Genomic DNA, 19,211 nt, shown 5'->3' on the forward strand with positions numbered 1-19,211 from the left:
TGAGGGCAGCAGGCAGGAAGCTTTGCCAAGCTTCCGGGCAGTTCCGGGAAAGCCGGTTCGGGATTCACCGTTGATTTGATTTAATTATAGGCAACCCATCCGAGCGAACGGCAATTTGCAAAAAGGGCGGGCCTTCGGCATGGCCCGCCGCACGCATTGATTGCAGATCAGCTGCGCAAAATGCCCAGAAGGCGGCTGTCGGCATAGCCGTCGGGCACCATTCCGCGCGAACGCTGGAAAGCCTTGACCGCGTCGACGGATTTGCTGCCCAGTTTTCCATCAACTCCGCCGGTATCGAAACCGCGCGCCATCAGCAGGCGCTGGATCTCGGCCTTTTCGCTATTGGACAGCGTCCGGTCGCCGCGTGGCCAGCTGCCTTGAATGCCCGGCCGTCCCGCGATGCCATCGGCCAGATAGGCCACCGCAAGGGCATAGCTGTCCGAGGCGTTGTATTTCAGGATGGCGCGGAAATTCTCGGTGATCAGGAAGGCCGGGCCACGCGCGCCCGCTGGCGCGAGGATCGAGCCCGAGGGCACCGCCCGGCCGTTCACCGCCCGCACGCCCATCGCCGACCATTGCCCGCCGGATTTCGTGACCGACTTGCCGACCTGATTGAAGTCGAAGCCCTGCGGCAGCACCACCTCGGTTCCCCAGCTTTCGCCGCGACGCCAGCCGTTCTGGCGCAGGTAGGCGGCGGTTGATGCCAGCGAATCCGTCGGATCGTTCGACCAGATGTCGCGCCGCCCGTCGCCGTTGAAATCGACGGCATGGCTGAGGAACGAGGATGGCATGAACTGCGTGTGCCCCATCGCGCCCGCCCAGCTGCCGACCATGTGGCTGCTGTCGACATCGCCCGCCTGGATGATGCGCAGCGCCGCGACCAGCTCGCCCGCGAAGAACTCGCCCCGCCGCCCGTCATAGGCCAGCGTCGCGAGCGCGGGCACGATCTGCGTGCTGCCGCGGTTCGCGCCGAAATTCGACTCCATGCCCCAGATCGCCAGCACGATCTCGCGCGGGACGCCATAGCGCGCCTCGATCGCGGAAAGGGTGCTGGCGTGGCGCGCGGACATCTGCCGCCCGGTCGCGATGCGGCTGCCGCCGACGGCGCCGTCCAGATATTCCCAGATCGGCTTGCTGAACTCGCTCTGCCGGCCGTCCAGCGCGACGATGCTGGGCTGGAAATGCGCCCCGGCCATCGCGCTGTCGAACACGCCGGGCGATACCCCGGCCGAGATGGCGCGCGGCCGGAAGCTTTGCACCCAGTTCTGGAATCCCGCCTCGGACCCCTGCCCGCCCGCTGTGGGCAGCCCGCTGAAATTGCCGCCATAGCCCCCGCCACCGGGCGCGCGGCTCGACACGCCGCAGGCGGCCAGTGCGCAGACCAGAAGGGCCGCGGTTGCCATTCGCAATTGCCTTGATCTCATCTGCCTGTCCCGTCCCGTGCTCTTTTTCTGGTTGAGGCCAGTCTAGCCCAGCATCGGGTGGCTGAATAGGCCCGCGTCAGTCCTCGGAGTCCTCTTCCTCCTCATCACCGTAAAGCGGCTCCATCTGGGCGACGATGACGGCATTCTCGGCAAGCGCGCGGTCCATCAGGGCGCGCTCCTCCTCGGGGATCTCATGCCCCTCGGCCAGCCGCTCCTCGACCGTGCCATGGCCGGTGACCTCGATCGGAGAGAGGCCCGCCTGCTTCAGGATCGCGACGGTTTCGCGCACCGCCTCGTCCTCGTCCTTGCCGGAGGCATAGCAGACCAGCGCGGCGCCCACGGCATCCTCGGGCAGGCCGTCATCCGCGGCGCGGCCCACCTCGACCAGAAGCGTATAGACCTGTTGCACCATGTTCATTCCCCTTGGACAGGATTTGCGCCTATATCCCCGAAACGCATGGAGGGGACAATGAGCAAGAGCCTGGCGCGCGTGCGCGCCGCACTGGAAGCCGCCGGAACCGAGGCCGAGATCCGCGAAACCGACGACCGCGCCCGCACCGCCGCCGGGGCTGCCGAGGTCGTCGGCTGCCATGTCGACCAGATCGCCAAGTCCATCATCTTTCGCGGCGAGGAAAGCGGCCATGTCGTCCTGTTCCTGACCGCGGGCGGCAATCTGGTCGATGCCGGAAAGGCCGCGCAGGTGGCGGGCCAGCCGCTGGGCAAGGCCGATGCGGCGCAGATCCGGCTTGAGACCGGCTTTGCCATCGGCGGCGTCGCGCCGCTTGGCCATCTGCGGCCGATCGACGCGTATATCGACCCGCGATTGACCCAGTTCGACCGGGTCTGGGCTGCCGCGGGGACGCCGCGGCACCTGTTCTCGATCGCGCCGCAGGAACTGATCCGCATCACCGGCGCGCAGCTGGCCGAGTTCACGGCATAAAAAAGGGGCGGAAAACCGCCCCTTCCTGCGTTTCTACCTGGCGACCGCTCGATAGAGCCAGATCAGGATCACCGCGCCGATCAATCCGACGAAACCCTGTGCGATCCAGCTTCCCGGCTGGGCGTTCAGGCCCAGGATGCCCAGGATGGCGTTGCCGACCACGGCGCCCACGATGCCCAGGATGACATTCAGGAAAATCCCGGTATCCGCCTTCATGATGTTGCTGGCGATCCAGCCCGCGATACCGCCCACGATGATGGCAGCGATCCAGCCCAAGCCTTCCATGCGCTTCTCCTTCAGAAAGGGTGTCCAGCGCCCCAACGCAGACACCCCCACTGAGGTTCACGCGGCAGTGAGGGGAATCTTCAGTCCCGCAGCAGCTCGTTGATCGAGGTCTTGGAGCGCGTCTGCGCGTCCACGCGCTTGACGATCACCGCGCAATAGAGGTTCACGCCGTTCTTTGAGGGCAGCGAGCCCGAGACGACGACCGAACCGGCCGGAACCTCGCCATACATCACCTCGCCCGTCTCGCGGTCGACGATCTTGGTCGATTTGCCGATGAAGACGCCCATGCCAAGGACCGAGCCCTCGCGCACGATGCAGCCCTCGACCACTTCGGAGCGCGCGCCGATGAAGCAATTGTCCTCGATGATGGTCGGGCCGGCCTGCATCGGCTCCAGCACGCCGCCAATGCCGACGCCGCCCGAGAGGTGGACGTTCTTGCCGATCTGCGCACACGAACCGACCGTGGCCCAGGTATCGACCATCGTGCCCTCATCGACATAGGCGCCGAGGTTCACGAAGCTGGGCATCAGCACCACGCCCTTGGCGATGAAGGCCGATTTGCGCACGACCGCGTTCGGCACGGCGCGGAAGCCCGCCTCGCGCCAGCGGTTCTCGCCCCACCCGGCGAACTTGCTGTCCACCTTGTCCCACCAGCCGCCATTCTGCGGGCCGCCGGCATGGATCTCCATGTCCTTCAGGCGAAAGCCCAGCAGCACGGCCTTTTTCGCCCATTGGTTCACATGCCAGTCGGCGCCGGTCTTTTCGGCCACGCGCAGCTCGCCCTTGTCCAGCGCCTCCAGCGTCGCCTCGATGGCGTCGCGGGTCTCGCCGGTGGTCGCGGGGGTGATCTGGTCGCGGACTTCCCAGGCGGATTCGATGGCGGCTTCAAGCTGAGCGTTGGACATGGGATCTCTCTGTTGCTGGAACTCGGGTGGAAACTGTCACGCAAGGGCTATAGATCGGGGGGTGCGGTCGCGCAATCCGCGCCAGTCCCGCCCAGAGGATTTCGATGATCGAAGAAGACGAGCGCAGCCATCCCTTCCGCGACAGCGAGCAGGACGCCGTGGCGGCGCGCCGCCTGCCTGATACGCCCCAGACACGCGCGCCCGCCTATCGACTGGCCTTTACCGATCAGGAGTTCCTGCTCAGGGACGAATTGCGGCCCGTCCGGCTGCAACTGGAACTGCTGAAGCCGCAGATGATCATGGATGCGCGCGGCATCCGCTCGACCGTGGTGCTGTTCGGCGGCGCCCGCATCCCCTCGCCCGAATTGCGTGACACGGCCCGGACGCCGACCTTGGGCGATCTGTCGCGCTATTACGAGGAAGCGCGCCGCTTTGCCCGGATGATGACCGAGCGCAGCCTTGAAAGCTATGGGGCCGAGAACGTGATCTGCACCGGCGGCGGCCCCGGCGTGATGGAGGCCGGCAATCTGGGCGCGCATGAGGCCGGCGGCATCTCGATCGGCCTCTCGATCGTCCTGCCGCATGAACAGGCGCCGAACACCTTTGTGACGCCGGATCTGTGCTTCAACTTCCATTATTTCGCGATCAGGAAGATGCATTTCCTGATGCGCGCCAAAGCCGTGACCGTGTTCCCCGGCGGCTTCGGCACCATGGACGAGATGTTCGAGGCGCTGACCCTGATCCAGACGGGCCGGATGCGGCGCGTGCCCTTCATCCTGTTCGGGTCCGAGTTCTGGCATCAGGTCATCAACTGGGAGGCTCTGGCCGAGGCCGGAACCATCAGCCACGAGGATCTGGACCTGATCAGCTTCGTCGAAACGGCCGAGGAGGCCGTCGAGATCATCGACAACTGGGTCGTGCCCTGCCCCTGAAGGGGCTAGACCCGGTGATAGGGGCTGCCCGAAAGGATGGTGGTCGCGCGGTAGATCTGTTCGGCCAGCATCACCCGCGCCAGCATATGCGGCCAGACCATGCGCCCGAAGCTGATCGCAAGATCGGCGCGGTCGCGCAGCGAGGGATCGACCCCGTCCGCGCCCCCGATGACAAAGGCGATGTCGCGGGCCTGATCGCGAAAACCGGCGATCCGCTGGGCAAATTCCGGCGAGGTCAGCATCTGCCCGCGCTCGTCCAGAACGATCAGCGCCGCGCCGCCGGGGATCGCGCGCTCCAGCAGCGGCGCTTCCGCCGCCATGCCGCCGCCGCGCTTGTCCTCGACCTCGGCAATCGTGACCGGGGGCAAGCCCAGTGCCCGACCTGCCTTGGCGTGACGGTCAAGGTAGTCGGCAATCAGTTTCGCCTCGGGGCCCTGCCGTAGCCGCCCGACCGCGGCAATGACCATCCGCATGCGTCAGTTCCGATTCAGTTCGGTGTCCGGCGTGCCTCGTCGGCCGCATGATCGGCGCGCATCCGCTCAAGCGTGGCCGAACGCAGCGCATCCGCCGGCATCCACATCTTTTCGAGCTGGTAGAATTCGCGCACTTCCGGGCGGAATACATGAACAATCACGTCATCGGTGTCGATCAGTACCCAGTCGCCAGTGTCCTTGCCCTCGATCCGGGCAGAGCGGCCGGTCTCTTCCTTCAGACGCTGGACCAGCTTTTCGGCAATGGCGGCAACCTGACGCGACGAGCGACCCGAGGCGATCACCATGTGATCTGCCATGGCCGAGCGGCCGCGCAGGTCGATCGTCACGACCTCCTCAGCCTTGTCGTCATCGAGTGAGGCAAGAATGCGGTCCAGTAGCTGATCGCTGCTCAGCTCGGAATCCGCGGTGGGCGCAGCCGGCACAGGCGCCGGCGAAGCGGTAGTGGACAGGGGTTCATCCTCCAGTCATCGCGCCGAAAAACCCCGGCGCCGGGCCTCTATAATGTATCATGGAATCCGGCCTTCTCAATGTTCCGCGGCCGGATTTATTGGGGGACGCACCGTCGCGCAGGCAAAATCAGGCTGATTTTCCCGTTCTTCCCGGCAGTTGACCCCTTCCGCGATCAGGGCCAGACGGCGCGCCTCCAGCCGCGCGATCTCTGCCCGGCGTTCGTCCGGCCCATCCTCGACGAGGCTGGCAAGGGCCAGGATCGCGACCAGCAGCAACGGCAGGGCGCGCAGCAGGATTCGAATCGTCATCGGCTGGTCTCCCCAAGTCATGCCCGGAAGCTTAGAGCGACGCGGCCAACATGGAACTAACACCCGCGTGCGTCGATATTGCCTGACCCATCAAAGCATCGTAATACTGCCGTCATGCAAGGATTCGTCTATTTCGACATCCATGACCGCGCTCGGCTGCCGGGTCGGTTCTACGGCGAAAGCCTTTCCGTCACTGCGCGACTTTGACGGCGGTTGGCGCGTGCGCGCGCCCTGCCGCATGATGCGGCGCCAATCCTTTCGATTCCCCAGCTACTCTTTCGGAAAGAGACAGCCATGACCGGCAACACCAATGCGGGCGCGCCCCGCACCCTCTATGACAAGATCTTCGACTCGCACGTGGTCGACCGTTCCGAGGACGGGACCTGCCTGCTCTATATCGACCGGCATCTGGTCCACGAAGTGACCTCGCCCCAGGCGTTCGAGGGCCTGCGCATGACCGGGCGCAAGGTGCGCCGCCCCGACCAGACCATCGCGGTTCCCGACCATAACGTGCCCACGACCGCCGGCCGCGAGACCCATATCGACAACGAGGAATCGCGCATTCAGGTCAATGAGCTGGACCGGAACGCCCGCGAATTCGGCGTGAACTACTATCCGGTGACGGATGTGCGCCAGGGCATCGTCCATATCGTCGGCCCCGAGCAGGGCTGGACCCTGCCCGGCATGACCGTGGTTTGCGGCGACAGCCACACCGCGACGCATGGCGCTTTCGGCGCGCTCGCCCATGGCATCGGCACGTCCGAGGTCGAGCATGTGCTGGCGACGCAAACGCTGATCCAGAAGAAATCCAAGAACATGAAGGTCGAGATCACCGGCAAGCTGCTGCCCGGCGTGACCGCCAAGGACATCACGCTGGCCGTGATCGGCAAGACCGGCACCGCCGGCGGCACCGGCTATGTCATCGAATATTGCGGCGAGGCGATCCGCGACCTGTCGATGGAAGGCCGCATGACCGTCTGCAACATGGCGATCGAGGGCGGCGCCCGCGCCGGCCTGATCGCGCCGGACGAAAAGACCTTCGACTATTGCATGGGCCGCCCGCACGCACCGAAAGGCGCCGCATGGGAAGCCGCCGTCGCGTGGTGGAAAACACTGTTCACCGATGAAGGCGCGCATTTCGACAAGGTCATCACCATCCGTGGCGAGGATATTGCCCCGGTCGTGACCTGGGGCACCTCGCCCGAGGACGTGCTGGCGATCACCGACAAGGTTCCGGCCCCCGAGGATTTCGAAGGCGGCAAGGTCGAGGCCGCACGCCGTTCGCTGGACTATATGGGCCTTGAACCGGGTACGCCGCTGGACCAGATCAGGATCGACGCGGTCTTCATCGGTTCCTGCACCAACGGCCGGATCGAGGATCTGCGCGCCGCTGCCGGCATCCTGAAGGGCCAGAAGCTGGCCGAGGGCGTGCGCGGCATGGTCGTTCCCGGCTCGGGCCTCGTCCGCCTTCAGGCCGAGGAAGAGGGTCTGGACAAGATCTTCACCGATGCCGGCTTCGAATGGCGTCTGGCGGGATGTTCGATGTGCCTCGGCATGAACCCCGACCAGCTTGCGCCGGGCGAGCGCTGCGCCGCCACCTCGAACCGCAACTTCGAGGGGCGCATGGGCCGTGGCGGTCGCACGCACCTGATGTCGCCGGTCATGGCCGCCGCCGCAGGCATCCGCGGGCACCTGACCGATGTGCGCGAATTCATGGCAGAGACCGTCTGACTCCGGCACGGCGGGGCGCCCTGCCCCGCCTCAGCAGGAGGACGGCGTTCAGGTCAATCAGCACCAGCCCGGCATTCTCGAACCAGAAGTTGAACCCGATGTTCGCGAAATCCATGCTGATGAGACGGTCGAAATGATGGAAGCCCACCGCGCGCACCATGACGAACCCGCAAAGGACGGCCAGACCCACAAGGGCAAGGCCGTTCCAGCGCAGATGTTCGCGCAGCGCATGGAAGGCGATCATCAGGGCGCCCGTGATCACCATGATGAGGGTCAGGATGAAGATGATCTGCACCGCCCAGCGATAGTCGTACCAGCCCTGCATATGCGCAAGGCAACGACCCGTCGCGGTCAGCGCGGTCTGCAGGTCAAGCTGCTTGTTGACCGCCAGAAACGCCGTGATCCCTGCAATCGTGCCCCAGAGTCCGCGCGCCGCGCCATCAGGCCGGCGCCTCAGCACCATGACCGCAAGCACGAGGCACAGAAGATAAGAGATGACCGTCAGCCAGCCGGTAATCTCGGGATCCCCGATCCCGGGGCTCCAATCACGGGAGATGCAGTCGCGCAATGCCGAAAGACTGGATAGCCCGAGCATGAACACAAACCTCATGGGCGGTGAAAAATCGTTACCGCCAAAATTTAGCGGCCACCCACGCGGCCAGTCAATTCTGCGAGGAAGCAAATGGACAAGTTCACCACGCTGACCGGGATCGCGGCACCGATGCCGCTGGTCAATATCGACACCGACATGATCATCCCGAAGCAATATCTGAAGACGATCCACCGCTCGGGTCTGGGCAAGAACCTCTTTGACGAGATGCGCTATGACGCGGACGGGAACGAGCTGCCGGACTTCGTCCTGAACCAGCCCGCCTACCGGGACTCGCAGATCATCGTCGCGGGCGACAATTTCGGCTGCGGCTCCTCGCGCGAACATGCGCCCTGGGCGCTGCTGGATTTCGGCATCCGTTGCGTGATCTCGACGAGCTTCGCCGACATCTTCTACAACAACTGCTTCAAGAACGGCATTCTGCCGATCGTGATGCCGAAGGAAGCCGTCGACGCGCTGATGGACGATGCGCGCAAGGGCGCGAATGCCCGCATCACCGTCGATCTGGAAAACCAGACCGTGACCTCCTCGGACGGGCAGAGCTTCGGCTTCGAGATCGACCCGTTCCGCAAGCATTGCCTGCTGAACGGTCTCGACGACATCGGCCTGACGATGGAGAAATCCGGCTCGATCGACACCTTCGAGGCGCAGATGGCCCAGAGCCGTCCTTGGGTCTGAAGACCATCGCCGGGGCGGCGCTCTCTGCCGCCCTTGCCCTATCGGCCGAGGCCGCGCCCCTGCGGATCGCCACATTCAGCCCCGACCTGTCGCGCGACGGGCCGGGGCTTCTTTTGCGCGATCTTGGCCGCAAGGATGCCCAGATCGACGCCGTGACCCGTGTGATCACAGAGGCGCGGCCCGATATCCTGCTGCTTACCGGCTTTGACTGGGATCATGACGGCCTTGCCCTTGCCGCCTTTCGGGACCGTCTGGCCAAGGCGGGCAGCGACTATCCCCATATCTTCGCGGCGCGACCGAATGCGGGGATGCCGACAGGGCTCGACCTCGACGGCGACGGGCGGCTGGGTCGGGCCGCCGACCGGCAGGGCTTCGGCCGTTTCACCGGACAGGCCGGAATGGCGATCCTGTCCCGCCACCCGATCGGGCCGGTGCGTGATCACAGCGAGACCCTGTGGCGCGACCTGCCGGGATCGCTGATGCCCGACACCCCGCCCGAGGTCGCGGCGGTCCAGCGCCTTTCCTCGGTCGCGCATTGGGACGCGGCGCTGACGGTCGAAGGCAAACCGCTGCATCTGCTGGCCATGTCCGCCTCTCCGCCGGTTTTCGACGGGCCGGAGGATCGGAACGGAAGGCGCAACCATGACGAACTGGCCTTCTGGCTCGACCACCTGCCCGAGGGGGCGTTCGTCCTTGCCGGCAAGCTGAACCTCGATCCCGCCGATGGCGATGGACGGCCCGAGGCGCTGGCCCGGATCATGGAACGCGTGACCGACCCCCTGCCCCGTAGCGAGGGCGGCAGGCTTGCCGGGCAGGATGGCATCAATGCCGCGCAGAAGGGCGATCCGGCGCTTGATACCGGCGATTGGCCGGATGACGCCCCGCCCGGCAATCTGCGGATGGATTACGTCCTGCCCGCAAAGGGGCTGCGCATCCTCGGCTCGGGCGTCTACTGGCCCGCCTCGGGCGAAATGGCTGCGGTCGCGCTGACCGCCTCGACCCATCGGCTGGTCTGGGTCGACCTTGACTGGCCCGAGTGAAGGATCAGAACTCCACCCCCGGCTGGGCCTTGATGCCCGAACGGAAGGGGTGCTTCACCATCTCCATCCCGGTGACCAGATCGGCGGCCTCGATCAGCGCTTCGGGGGCATTGCGGCCGGTCAGCACCACATGGGTCATCGGGGGTTTCTCGTCCCGCAGGAAATCCAGCACCTCGCTTGCGTCGAGATAGTCATAGCGCAGGGCGATATTGACCTCGTCCAGCAGGACCATCCTGATCTCGGGATTGCGGATCAGATCCTTGGCCTTCTCCCACCCGGCTTGCGCGGCGGCAATGTCACGCTCGCGGTCCTGCGTCTCCCAGGTGAAGCCCTCTCCCATCGCGTGAAACTGGCAGAGACCCCCGAAATGCGTGGTCAGAAGCCGCCGCTCGCCCGTGTCCCATGCGCCCTTGATGAACTGGACGACAGCGCAGGGCATGTCATGAGCGATGGCGCGCAGGATCATCCCGAAGCCCGAGGAGGACTTGCCCTTGCCCTTGCCGGTCAGGACGATCACCAGCCCCTTTTCGCCGGTCCGGTCCTCCATCATGCGGTCGCGCGCGGCCTTGATCCGCGCCATCTTCTGGGCGTGGAGGGCATTCGCGTCGTCGGGCATCCGAAACTCCGTTGCTTGACAAGCCGGGGCGGTCGGCGCAGAGATTTGCCTGCGCTGGTTCCTGCCTTATGGCAGGCTAAGAGGGAATGCGACAGGCTTCACGCCTGAAAGCAGCCGCCCCCGCGACCGTGACCGGAAAGGTCGCCCGATGCCACTGGCCCAGACGGCCGGGAAGGTGGGCCGACCGTTGGCGTAAGCCTGAATCCGCAAGCCGGGAGACCTGCCTGCGCCGTGATTGACCGGCGGACGGGGTGTTCCTGCCAGGGTTTGCGGCGCATTCCCACGCCCGCTTCCTTGCGCCCGCCATTTTTGGATGGAAAGGGCGCATGGGCGTTTCGCTGCTTGTCTGCATCACCTGCCGGGCCGGGCAACCCGTCCTCGACGGCACCCCGGTCGCCGGCGCGCGCCTCCATGCGGCGCTGGCGCGGGACGAGGTGCCCGAGGGCGTCCGCGTCGTTCCCGTCGAATGCCTCTCGGCCTGTTCCAGCGGCGCGGCCATCGCGCTCAGCGGGCCGGGACGGTGGAGCTATGTCTACGGCCAGATGGGGGTCGATGACGTTCCCGACATCCTCGATGGCGCGGCCGCCTATGCCGCGACGACCGACGGCATCGTGCCCTGGCGCGAGCGCGTCGCAATCTTCCGCAAGCGCAGCATCGCGCGGCTTCCTCCGATTGGGTGAAAGATGACAGATCTGACCAAGACCCCCGTGACCGTGATCACAGGCTTTCTGGGTGCCGGAAAGACGACGCTGATCCGCCACCTGATGCAGAACCCGCAGGGCAAGCGGCTGGCGGTTCTGGTCAATGAATTCGGCACCATGGGCGTCGATGGCGAGATCCTGAAATCCTGCGCCGATGAAAGCTGCCCGGCCGAGAACATCTTTGAGCTGTCGAACGGCTGCATCTGCTGCACCGTGGCCGACGATTTCATCCCGACGCTGGAGCGGTTGATGGCGATGCCGCAAAAGCCCGACCATATCCTGATCGAGACCTCGGGCCTCGCCTTGCCGAAGCCGCTGCTGAAGGCCTTCGACTGGCCCGCGATCCGCTCGCGCATCACGGTGGACGGGGTCATCGCGCTGGCAGATGCCGAGGCCGTCGCCGCCGGACGCTTCGCCCCGGACGAGGCTGCGGTTGAGGCCCAGCGCAAGGCCGATGACAGCCTCGACCACGAGACGCCGCTCTCGGAGGTGTTCGAGGACCAGATCGCCTGCGCCGATATCGTCCTGCTCTCCAAGGCTGATCTGGCGGGCGAGGCGGGCCTTGCTGCCGCCCGCGCCGTGATCGAGGCCGAGGCGCCGCGCAAGCTGCCGATCCTGCCCTTGGTCGAGGGGGCGATCGACCCCCGCATCATCCTTGGCCTGAATGCGGCGGCCGAGGATGACCTCGACGCCCGCCCCAGCCATCACGACGGCGCGGATGATCACGAGCATGACGATTTCGATTCCGTGGTCATCGACCTGCCCGAAATCACCGATCCCGAGGATCTGGCCGCCCGCATCGGCCGCCTCGCGCGGGAGCGGAACATCCTGCGGGTCAAGGGCCATGTCGCCGTCGCCGGCAAGCCCATGCGCCTGCTGGTGCAGGCCGTGGGCGAGCGGGTGCGCCACCAATACGACCGGCCCTGGGGCGAGGCTCCGCGCGGCTCGCGTCTGGTGGTGATCGCCGAACATGACGATATCGACGAGCCGGCGATCCGCGCCATCCTTGCCGCCTGAGCCATGCACGTCGTCTTTCGCGAAAGCCACGGGCTTGAGGAAACCGAGATCCCCACGGATCCCGGCCAAAGCCCGGCCGATCTGGTCGTCCTGTCCTATTCGGACAGCGACCTTGGCGCTTTCGCGGCGGGGTGGCATCAGGCGGGGGGCGGGCTGCCGTCGCTGCGCCTCCTGAACCTCTCGGCGCTGCGCCATCCGGTATCGGTCGATATTTACGCCGAGACGGTGCTGGCCCATGCCCGCGCCGTGCTGGTCCGCCTGATCGGGGGCGAGGCCTATTGGCCTTACGGCATCGCGACGCTTCAAGACCTCGCCCGACGGCAGGGCATCGCGCTGGCCTTGCTGCCAGCCGACGGGCGCGCGGACCCGGCGCTGGACCGGCTTTCGACCCTACCGGTTCCGGTGCTGCGCCGCCTCGGGGCTTTGTGCGAGGCGGGGGGCGCGGTCGCGGCGCGGATGGCGCTGGCCGAACTTTCGCAGGCGGTGGACCTGCCGGCCGCGCCGGTCCATGGCGAGGCGCAGGTGCCGCAATGGGGCTTCCACGACCCCGACCGGGGTGTGATCACAAGCCCCCTCGCGGGGGAGCGGCCGGTGCTGGTCAGCTTCTATCGCAGCTACCTGACCGCCGCCGATCTCGACCCGGTCGATGCCACCATCCGGGCGCTGCGCGAGGCGGGTTTCGCCGCGACCGGCGTTTTTGCCCCCTCGCTGAAGGCGCAGGGCTTCGCGGAATGGCTGCAACCGCACCTGTCGGCGCTGGCGGCGGTGGTAAACATGACCGCCTTCTCGGCGCTGGACGACCGGGGCCGGACCCCGTTCGACGGCACCGACTGCCCGGTCTTTCAGCTCGCGCTCTCGACGGCGGCCCGCCCGGCCTGGCAGGCCGAGGAGCGGGGGCTTTCCGCCGCCGACCTCGCCATGCATGTGGTGCTGCCCGAGGTCGATGGCCGCCTCTTCCTTGGCGTCGTCAGCTTCAAGGCGGCAGAGCCGCGCGATCCGCAACTGCAATTCTCACGCCAGATCCATGCCGCCGATCCCGGTCGCATAGCTGCTGTGGTGGCCCGCATCGCCGCGTGGCACGCGCTGCGCGAGGGGGGGCGGCGGGCGATCGTCCTTTCGACCTATCCGGGCAAGCCGCACCAGATTGCCCATGCGGTCGGGCTGGATGCGCTGGCCTCCTGCGGCGAAATTCTGGGCATCCCGCATTGCGACCTCGGCCAACGTCTGATGGGTGAGCGGCTGGCATGGCCGGTCGGCGACTATCGCTCCGCGCTGGCGGAACTGCCGCCGCGCCTGCGGGCCGACCTCAACGCGGCATGGGGCGCGGCCGAAGATGACCCGGCCGTCACCGGTGGCGCCTTTCACTTCGCCGCGCTGCGCCACGGCGCCGACCTGATCGCCCTGCAACCCGAGCGGGGCGAGGTCCAGAGCCGCAGCGAGGATTATCACGACCTAGGCCGGGTGCCGCGCCACGCCTATGTCGCCTTCTACCTGTGGCTGCGCAGGCAGGCCGACATGCTGGTCCATATGGGCGCGCATGGCACGCTGGAATGGCTGCCCGGCAAGTCGGTCGCGCTGTCCGAGGACTGCTGGCCCGAGGCGCTGACGGGCCACCTGCCGGTGATCTATCCCTTCATCGTCAACGACCCCGGCGAGGCCGCGCAGGCCAAGCGCCGTCTGGGCGCGGTCACGCTGGGCCACCTGCCGCCGCCGCTGGCGGATGCCGCCCTGCCCGCCCGTCTGGCGGAACTGGAACGGCTGCTGGACGAATATTCGACCGCCGACGGGCTCGACCCGCGCCGCCGCAACCGCCTGATCGGCGCGATCCGGGACGAGGCCCGCGCGGCCGGGGTCGAAACCGATCTGGGCCTGCAACCCGACACCGCCCCTTCCGAGGCGATCCCGCTGATCGACCGCTTCCTTTGCGACCTCAAGGACAGCCGCTTTGGCGAGGGGCTGCATGTCTATGGCACCGGCGCTTGCGGCCCGCAGGAGATCGAGGGGCTTCACCGCGCCATGTCCGGCAAGCGGGTTGCGCCCGGCCCCTCCGGCTCGCCCGCGCGGGGCAGGCAGGATGTGCTGCCGACCGGGCGCAACCTTTTTGCCGTCGATCCGCGCGCCGTCCCGACCCGCGCCGCCCATGCCGAGGGCATCCGGCTGGCCGAGGAGCTGCTGCGCCGCCACCTGCAGGACCATGGCGACTGGCCGCGGGGCCTTGTCGTCGACCTCTGGGGCAGCGCGACCATGCGCACGGCGGGCGAGGATTTCGCCATGGCGCTGCATCTGGCGGGCCTCGCGCCGCGCTGGGATGCCGGATCGGGCCGCGTCACCGGGATCGACATCCTCGCACCCGCCGAACTGGGCCGCCCCCGGATCGACGTGACGCTGCGGGTCTCGGGCCTTTTCCGCGATGTCTTTCCCGGCCTCGCCCAGCTTTTCGAGGTCGGGGCGGCCGCCCTTGCCGAACGCGACGAGGGGGCGGGCGGGAACCCCTACCTCACGCGCGCGCCCCGCGTCTTCGGGCCGAAGCCGGGCCAATACGGGCTGGGGATGGCCGGGCTTGCCGAAACCTTCACGTCCGAGGCTCGCACCGCGGCGGGCGAGGCGTGGCTTCGCGCCTCGTCCCACGCCATCGGTCAGGACGGAAGGGTCCGGCACGCGCCCGACACGATCCGCGCCCGCCTCGCTGAGGTGGATGCCTTCGTTCATGCGCAGGATCTGCCGGAATCCGATCTGCTGCTTGCCGCCGATTATGCCGCACATGAGGCGGGCTTCGCCGCCGCGATGGCGCGTCTGGGCCATGCGCCCCCCGCGCTTTACCACCTCGACACGACGCGACCCGGCGCCCCGCGCGCCCGCAGCCTGACCGAGGAGATCGCTCGCGTCATCCGCGCCCGCGCCGCGAACCCGGCATGGGCGGATGGGATGATGGCCCACGGTTTTCGCGGCGCGGCCGAAATCGCCGCGACCCTCGACCACATGGCGGCCTTCGCCAATCTGGCGGGCGTGGTCGCGGACCATCACTTCGACCTCTATCACGAAGCGACGCTGGGCCGGCCCGAGCTGGTCGCGTTCATGGAGCGCGAGAACCCCGCCGCACTTGCCGCGATGCGCTCCATGTTCGGCGCGCTGCTGGAGGCGGGACTCTGGACCAGCCGCCGCAACTCTGTCCATGCGGAACTGCCATGAGCCATCTGGTCAAGGGCTGGTGTCCGGGCGCGCTGCGCCCCATGCAGGCGGGCGACGGGCTGGTGCTGCGGGTGCGGCCCCGGAACGGGCGGCTGCTGCCCAATCAGGTGGCGACGCTTGCCGAAATCTCGGGGCGCTGGGGGAACGGCCTGATCGACCTGACCGCGCGGGCCAACCTGCAACTGCGCGGGCTGAACGAGGCGGGTCACCGCGCCGCGCTGGAGATTCTCGCGGCGCATGACCTGCTCGATGCGCGACCCGAGGCCGAGGCGCGGCGCAATGTCATCCTGTCGCCCTTTGTGCCACCCGGCGGGCCCGCATGGCAGGTCGCCGAGGAACTGGCCGCGCGGCTGATGGCCGAGGATGCGCCGCCGCTGCCGGGCAAGTTCGGCTTTGCCGTGGACGAACCGGCGCCCGTCCTTGGCGACGCGCCCGCCGATATCCGGCTGATCCCCGGCCCAGAAGGCTGGCGGGTCCATCCCGAGGGGGCGGACTGGTTCCTGCCCTGTGAGGCCGGGCGTGCCGCGAAAACCGCCATCGACCTCGCCCGCTGGTTCCTGCGGCAAGGCGGGGCGGTGGAGGGGCGTGGGCGGATGCTCGCGCTTTGCAACCGAAGCCCGGAACCCTCGCCGGGCGCGGTGCGCGGGCTGCCCGCCCCTGCCGCGACGCGGCCAGATCCCGGCTCGCTGCCGCAGGGTTGGCTCATCGGCTTCGCCTTTGGCCAGATCGGCGCGGCAGAGCTTGGCACAATCCACGCGCCGCTGCGCCTGACGCCCTGGCGGCTGCTGCTGATCGAAAGCCGGGCGCGGCCCGAACTGCCGGACGCGATCACCGAACCGGGCGATCCCCTGATGCGGCTTCACGCCTGCACCGGCGCGCCGCGCTGCCCGCAGGCGCAAGCCGGAATGCGTGACCTTGCCCGCAGCCTTGCCCCCCGCCTTGCGGGCCGGGCGGTGCATTTCAGCGGCTGCACCAAGGGTTGCGCGCATCCGTCGCCCGCGCCGCTCACCGTGGTCGCGACCGGGCCGGACCGCTTCGACCTGATCCGCGGCGGCCGCGCCGGCGATCCGCCGCAGCGTCGCGGGTTGTCGGCGCGGCTGCTGGCGGAGGCTCTCGCCCCGCCCCTCTCCACCCCGCATGGCAAGGACCAGATCATGCATCACTACGAGACCGAGGGCGCGCGCATCTATCGCCAGTCCTTCGCCACGATCCGCGCCGAGGCCGAGTTGACCCGCTTCGACCCCGCCGAGGAGCCGGTCGTCGTGCGCATGATCCATGCCGCGGGCCTTGTGGGCCTTGAGCGCGATGTCGAATTCTCGCCCGGCATGACGCTGGCCGCGCGTCATGCGCTGGAGGCGGGGGCGCCGATCCTCTGCGACGCGCGCATGGTCAGCGAAGGGATCACCCGCGCCCGCCTTCCGGCGCAGAACCGCGTGATCTGCACCCTGAACGACCCGTGCGTGCCCGAACTTGCGGCGCGGATGGGCAACACCCGCTCTGCCGCCGCGCTGGAACTGTGGCGCGATGATCTTGCGGGCGCGGTGGTTGCGATCGGCAATGCGCCGACCGCGCTGTTCCACCTGCTGAACATGCTGGCCGATCCGGCCTGCCCCCGCCCGGCAGCGATCATCGGCTGTCCGGTCGGCTTCGTCGGCGCGGCCGAATCCAAGGCGGCGCTGATGCAGGATCTGCCGGTCCCGGCGCTGACCGTCCACGGCCGACTCGGCGGCTCGGCCATCACCGTCGCGGCGCTGAACGCGCTGGCGAGCAGAAAGGAATAGCCATGGGCAAGGTCATCTGCGCGGGCCTCGGCCCCGGCGATCCCGACCTGATCTCGGTCCGGGCCGATCGCGCCATCCGGGGCGCGCGCCAGATCGCCTATTTCCGCAAGAAGGGCCGACCCGGACAGGCCCGACGCATCGTCGCCGATCTGCTCGCCCCCGGCGTCGTCGAACACGCGATGGAATATCCGGTCACGACCGAAATCCCCTTCGACAGCCCGGAATACAACCGCCTGCTTTCCGCCTTCTATGACGAATGGACCGAGAGGCTGGCGGCGCTGGCGCTGGCGGAGGACGTGGTCGTCCTCTGCGAGGGGGACCCGCTTTTCTACGGCTCGTTCATGCATCTGCACGCCCGCCTGCAACCGCTGGTCGGGGTCGAGGTGATCCCCGGCATTCCCGGCATGACCGGCTGCTGGAACGCGGTCGGCCAGCCGATGACATGGGGCGACGACGCGATGACCGTGTTGATGGGTACCCTGCCCGAGGCCGATCTGCAGCGCCACATGCAGGCCGCCGATGCGATCGTGGTGATGAAGACCGGCCGCAACCTGCCCAAGATCACCCGCGCGCTGGCCGCCGCCGGTCGCCTCACTGATGCCTGGCTGGTCGAGCGCGGGACCATGCCGAATGAGCGTCGCCTGCCTCTGGCCGAGGCCGATCCCGATGCCTGCCCCTATTTCGCGACCGTCCTTGTCCACGGTCGCGGCCGTCGCCCGCTGGCCGAAGCCGAGGCGGCGGAATGAGCGGCTGGCTGGTCGTCGCGGGCCTTGGGCCGGGGGCCGAGGGTCTGGTCACGCCCGAGGTGCGCGCGGTGCTGGCCGGGGCCACGGATATCGTCGGCTATGCGCCCTATGTCGCGCGGGTCGGCGAAAGGCCGGGGCTGACGCTCCACGCCTCCGACAACCGGGTCGAGCTTGACCGCGCCCGCCATGCCCTTCGGCTGGCCGCTGAAGGGGGGCGGGTCGTCATCGTCTCCTCGGGCGATCCGGGGGTCTTCGCCATGGCCTCGGCGCTTTTCGAGGCGCTGGAGGATGGCCCCGCGCCGGCTTTCGAAATCCGCATCCTGCCGGGCATCACCGCCATGCTGGCGGCGGCGGCGCGGCTTGGCGCGCCCCTCGGGCATGATTTCTGCGCGATCAACCTCTCGGACAACCTGAAGCCGTGGGAGCTGATCGAACGCCGCATCCGCCTTGCCGCACAGGCGGATTTCGCAATGGCCTTCTACAACCCCCGTTCACGCGCGCGACCGCATCAGTTTGCCCGCGTGCTGGAGATCCTCTGCGAGGAATGCGGCGCGGGGCGGCTCATCTCCTTCGCGCGCGCCGTCTCGACCGCTGGGGAAAGCCTGCTGACCGTTCCGCTGTCCGAAGCACGCCCCGAGATGGCCGACATGCGGACCGTGGTGATCCTCGGCAGCAGCGCCACGCGGCAGGTCGGGCGCTGGGTCTATACGCCGCGCTCGGTCTCGCGATGAAGCCAGTCCATCACCTCGGAGGGCGTGGCAGCGGCGCGACGCGGCGGCAGCGCCGGACGCTCGACCATGATCACGCGGATGCCCAGCTCGCGCGCGGCGATCAGCTTCGCCTCAGCGGCGCGCCCGCCCGAGTTCTTCACGACCAGATGCCTGATATCGTGGCGGCGCATCAACTCCGTATCGCCAGAGACGGTGAACGGCCCGCGCGAGACGATCAGCGTCGCCCCCGGCAGCGGATGGGACGCGACCTCGGCAAAGCGCAGCAGCCACGCATGGTCGATCCCCAGAAACGCGCCGACATTCTGCCGCCCGATGGCAAGGAAGGCGCCCGACCCATCGCCCGGCAGCAAGGCGGCGGCGGCCTCGAAATCACCGACCCTCAGCCAGCGGTCGCCGGGCGCCTCCTGCCATGCGGGCCGTTCCAGCGCGATCAACGGCACCCTTGCGCGGGTCGAGGCGGCCAGCGCATTCCGGCTCATCCCCGCCGCAAACGGATGGGTCGCGTCGATCACATGGGTCACGGCCTCGTCCTTCAGGAATTTCGCCAGCCCCGCCACCCCGCCGAAACCGCCGATGCGGGTGGGCAAAGGCTGCTCGACCGGGCTGCGGGTGCGGCCGGCATAGGAATAGACG

At 67.9% G+C, this 19,211-nt stretch carries 21 protein-coding genes, 1 pseudogene and 1 riboswitch; of the genes and pseudogenes, 12 read left to right on the plus strand and 10 right to left on the minus strand.

Annotated features, from left to right (window positions below; genetic code table 11):
- Nucleotides 1-167 precede the first annotated feature (167 nt).
- Both VNQ78_RS07475 and VNQ78_RS07480 read right to left on the minus strand, forming a co-directional pair.
- Nucleotides 168-1,403 (minus strand): lytic murein transglycosylase, encoded by a 1,236-nt coding sequence (locus tag VNQ78_RS07475; RefSeq protein WP_325688247.1) that lies wholly within the window; start codon nt 1,401-1,403, stop codon nt 168-170.
- A gap of 97 nt (nt 1,404-1,500) precedes the next feature.
- A complete protein-coding gene (locus VNQ78_RS07480; RefSeq protein WP_325688250.1) occupies nt 1,501-1,836 on the minus strand; it encodes a hypothetical protein in 336 nt (111 codons plus the stop codon).
- 57 nt (nt 1,837-1,893) lie between these two features.
- Between VNQ78_RS07480 and VNQ78_RS07485 the strand changes: the two genes are divergently transcribed.
- A complete protein-coding gene (locus tag VNQ78_RS07485) occupies nt 1,894-2,364 on the plus strand; it encodes a YbaK/EbsC family protein (protein ID WP_325688252.1) in 471 nt (156 codons plus the stop codon).
- Between the two features lie 33 nt (nt 2,365-2,397).
- Here the strand turns inward: VNQ78_RS07485 and VNQ78_RS07490 are convergent, their stop codons facing one another.
- Nucleotides 2,398-2,649 (minus strand): GlsB/YeaQ/YmgE family stress response membrane protein, encoded by a 252-nt coding sequence (locus VNQ78_RS07490; protein ID WP_325688254.1) that lies wholly within the window; start codon nt 2,647-2,649, stop codon nt 2,398-2,400.
- Nucleotides 2,650-2,729: 80 nt separating this feature from the next.
- Nucleotides 2,730-3,554, minus strand: a complete 825-nt coding sequence (gene dapD / locus VNQ78_RS07495; RefSeq protein ID WP_325688257.1) for a 2,3,4,5-tetrahydropyridine-2,6-dicarboxylate N-succinyltransferase — start codon at nt 3,552-3,554, stop codon at nt 2,730-2,732.
- A gap of 104 nt (nt 3,555-3,658) precedes the next feature.
- Here dapD and VNQ78_RS07500 point away from each other — a divergent pair, with 104 nt between their 5' ends.
- On the plus strand, nt 3,659-4,486 hold the full coding sequence (locus tag VNQ78_RS07500) for an LOG family protein (protein WP_325688260.1): 828 nt from the start codon (nt 3,659-3,661) through the stop codon (nt 4,484-4,486).
- Between the two features lie 5 nt (nt 4,487-4,491).
- On the opposite strand, the gene rlmH is transcribed toward VNQ78_RS07500, so the two are convergent.
- From rlmH to VNQ78_RS07515, 3 genes are all read right to left on the minus strand, one after another.
- Nucleotides 4,492-4,959, minus strand: a complete 468-nt coding sequence (gene rlmH, locus VNQ78_RS07505; RefSeq protein WP_325688263.1) for a 23S rRNA (pseudouridine(1915)-N(3))-methyltransferase RlmH — start codon at nt 4,957-4,959, stop codon at nt 4,492-4,494.
- A 14-nt stretch (nt 4,960-4,973) separates the two neighbouring features.
- On the minus strand, nt 4,974-5,402 hold the full coding sequence (gene rsfS, locus VNQ78_RS07510; protein WP_325688266.1) for a ribosome silencing factor: 429 nt from the start codon (nt 5,400-5,402) through the stop codon (nt 4,974-4,976).
- 102 nt (nt 5,403-5,504) lie between these two features.
- Nucleotides 5,505-5,738 carry a hypothetical protein gene (locus tag VNQ78_RS07515; RefSeq protein ID WP_325688268.1) on the minus strand — a complete coding sequence of 78 codons (234 nt, stop codon included), beginning with the start codon at nt 5,736-5,738 and terminating at the stop codon, nt 5,505-5,507.
- Nucleotides 5,739-6,032: 294 nt separating this feature from the next.
- Here VNQ78_RS07515 and leuC point away from each other — a divergent pair, with 294 nt between their 5' ends.
- The gene (gene leuC / locus VNQ78_RS07520; protein ID WP_325688271.1) at nt 6,033-7,469 is read left to right on the plus strand and encodes a 3-isopropylmalate dehydratase large subunit; all 1,437 of its coding nucleotides are present in this window, start codon (nt 6,033-6,035) and stop codon (nt 7,467-7,469) included.
- Here leuC and VNQ78_RS07525 read toward each other — a convergent pair.
- Nucleotides 7,450-8,064 (minus strand): hypothetical protein, encoded by a 615-nt coding sequence (locus VNQ78_RS07525; protein ID WP_325688274.1) that lies wholly within the window; start codon nt 8,062-8,064, stop codon nt 7,450-7,452. The two genes, leuC and VNQ78_RS07525, sit on opposite strands and share 20 nt — an antisense overlap.
- A gap of 87 nt (nt 8,065-8,151) precedes the next feature.
- Here VNQ78_RS07525 and leuD point away from each other — a divergent pair, with 87 nt between their 5' ends.
- Together leuD and VNQ78_RS07535 are read left to right on the plus strand one after the other, a co-directional pair.
- Nucleotides 8,152-8,757: a 3-isopropylmalate dehydratase small subunit gene (leuD, locus tag VNQ78_RS07530; protein WP_325688277.1), complete on the plus strand. Its 606-nt coding sequence runs from the start codon at nt 8,152-8,154 to the stop codon at nt 8,755-8,757.
- Nucleotides 8,748-9,797 carry an endonuclease/exonuclease/phosphatase family protein gene (locus VNQ78_RS07535; protein ID WP_325688279.1) on the plus strand — a complete coding sequence of 350 codons (1,050 nt, stop codon included), beginning with the start codon at nt 8,748-8,750 and terminating at the stop codon, nt 9,795-9,797. Before leuD ends, VNQ78_RS07535 begins: the two co-directional genes overlap by 10 nt.
- A gap of 4 nt (nt 9,798-9,801) precedes the next feature.
- On the opposite strand, the gene cobO is transcribed toward VNQ78_RS07535, so the two are convergent.
- Nucleotides 9,802-10,413 (minus strand): cob(I)yrinic acid a,c-diamide adenosyltransferase, encoded by a 612-nt coding sequence (cobO, locus tag VNQ78_RS07540; RefSeq protein ID WP_325688281.1) that lies wholly within the window; start codon nt 10,411-10,413, stop codon nt 9,802-9,804.
- A gap of 38 nt (nt 10,414-10,451) precedes the next feature.
- Nucleotides 10,452-10,655, plus strand: a riboswitch (cobalamin riboswitch).
- An 84-nt stretch (nt 10,656-10,739) separates the two neighbouring features.
- On the opposite strand from cobO, the gene VNQ78_RS07545 reads away from it, so the two are divergent.
- From VNQ78_RS07545 to cobJ, 7 genes and pseudogenes are all read left to right on the plus strand, one after another.
- A complete protein-coding gene (locus VNQ78_RS07545) occupies nt 10,740-11,093 on the plus strand; it encodes a DUF1636 domain-containing protein (protein ID WP_325688283.1) in 354 nt (117 codons plus the stop codon).
- A 3-nt stretch (nt 11,094-11,096) separates the two neighbouring features.
- The gene (cobW, locus tag VNQ78_RS07550; protein ID WP_325688288.1) at nt 11,097-12,131 is read left to right on the plus strand and encodes a cobalamin biosynthesis protein CobW; all 1,035 of its coding nucleotides are present in this window, start codon (nt 11,097-11,099) and stop codon (nt 12,129-12,131) included.
- A gap of 3 nt (nt 12,132-12,134) precedes the next feature.
- Nucleotides 12,135-15,320, plus strand: a complete 3,186-nt coding sequence (gene cobN / locus VNQ78_RS07555) for a cobaltochelatase subunit CobN (protein WP_325688290.1) — start codon at nt 12,135-12,137, stop codon at nt 15,318-15,320.
- A gap of 41 nt (nt 15,321-15,361) precedes the next feature.
- Nucleotides 15,362-15,544, plus strand: a pseudogene (locus VNQ78_RS07560) (precorrin-3B synthase); the annotation flags it as partial.
- A gap of 927 nt (nt 15,545-16,471) precedes the next feature.
- The gene (locus VNQ78_RS07565) at nt 16,472-17,101 is read left to right on the plus strand and encodes a precorrin-8X methylmutase (protein ID WP_325688299.1); all 630 of its coding nucleotides are present in this window, start codon (nt 16,472-16,474) and stop codon (nt 17,099-17,101) included.
- Nucleotides 17,102-17,103: 2 nt separating this feature from the next.
- Nucleotides 17,104-17,847, plus strand: a complete 744-nt coding sequence (gene cobI / locus VNQ78_RS07570) for a precorrin-2 C(20)-methyltransferase (RefSeq protein ID WP_325688292.1) — start codon at nt 17,104-17,106, stop codon at nt 17,845-17,847.
- Complete coding sequence (gene cobJ, locus VNQ78_RS07575) at nt 17,844-18,578, plus strand: precorrin-3B C(17)-methyltransferase (protein WP_325688295.1); 735 nt, start codon at nt 17,844-17,846, stop codon at nt 18,576-18,578. Before cobI ends, cobJ begins: the two co-directional genes overlap by 4 nt.
- Here the strand turns inward: cobJ and VNQ78_RS07580 are convergent.
- Nucleotides 18,551-19,211, minus strand: a 661-nt coding sequence (locus tag VNQ78_RS07580; protein WP_325688297.1) for a cobalt-precorrin-6A reductase, incomplete at its 5' end; no start/stop codon positions are given. The genes cobJ and VNQ78_RS07580 overlap by 28 nt on opposite strands.

Origin of the sequence: Paracoccus sp. (in: a-proteobacteria) (genome assembly GCF_035556475.1) — a bacterium.
GTDB lineage: Bacteria > Pseudomonadota > Alphaproteobacteria > Rhodobacterales > Rhodobacteraceae > Paracoccus.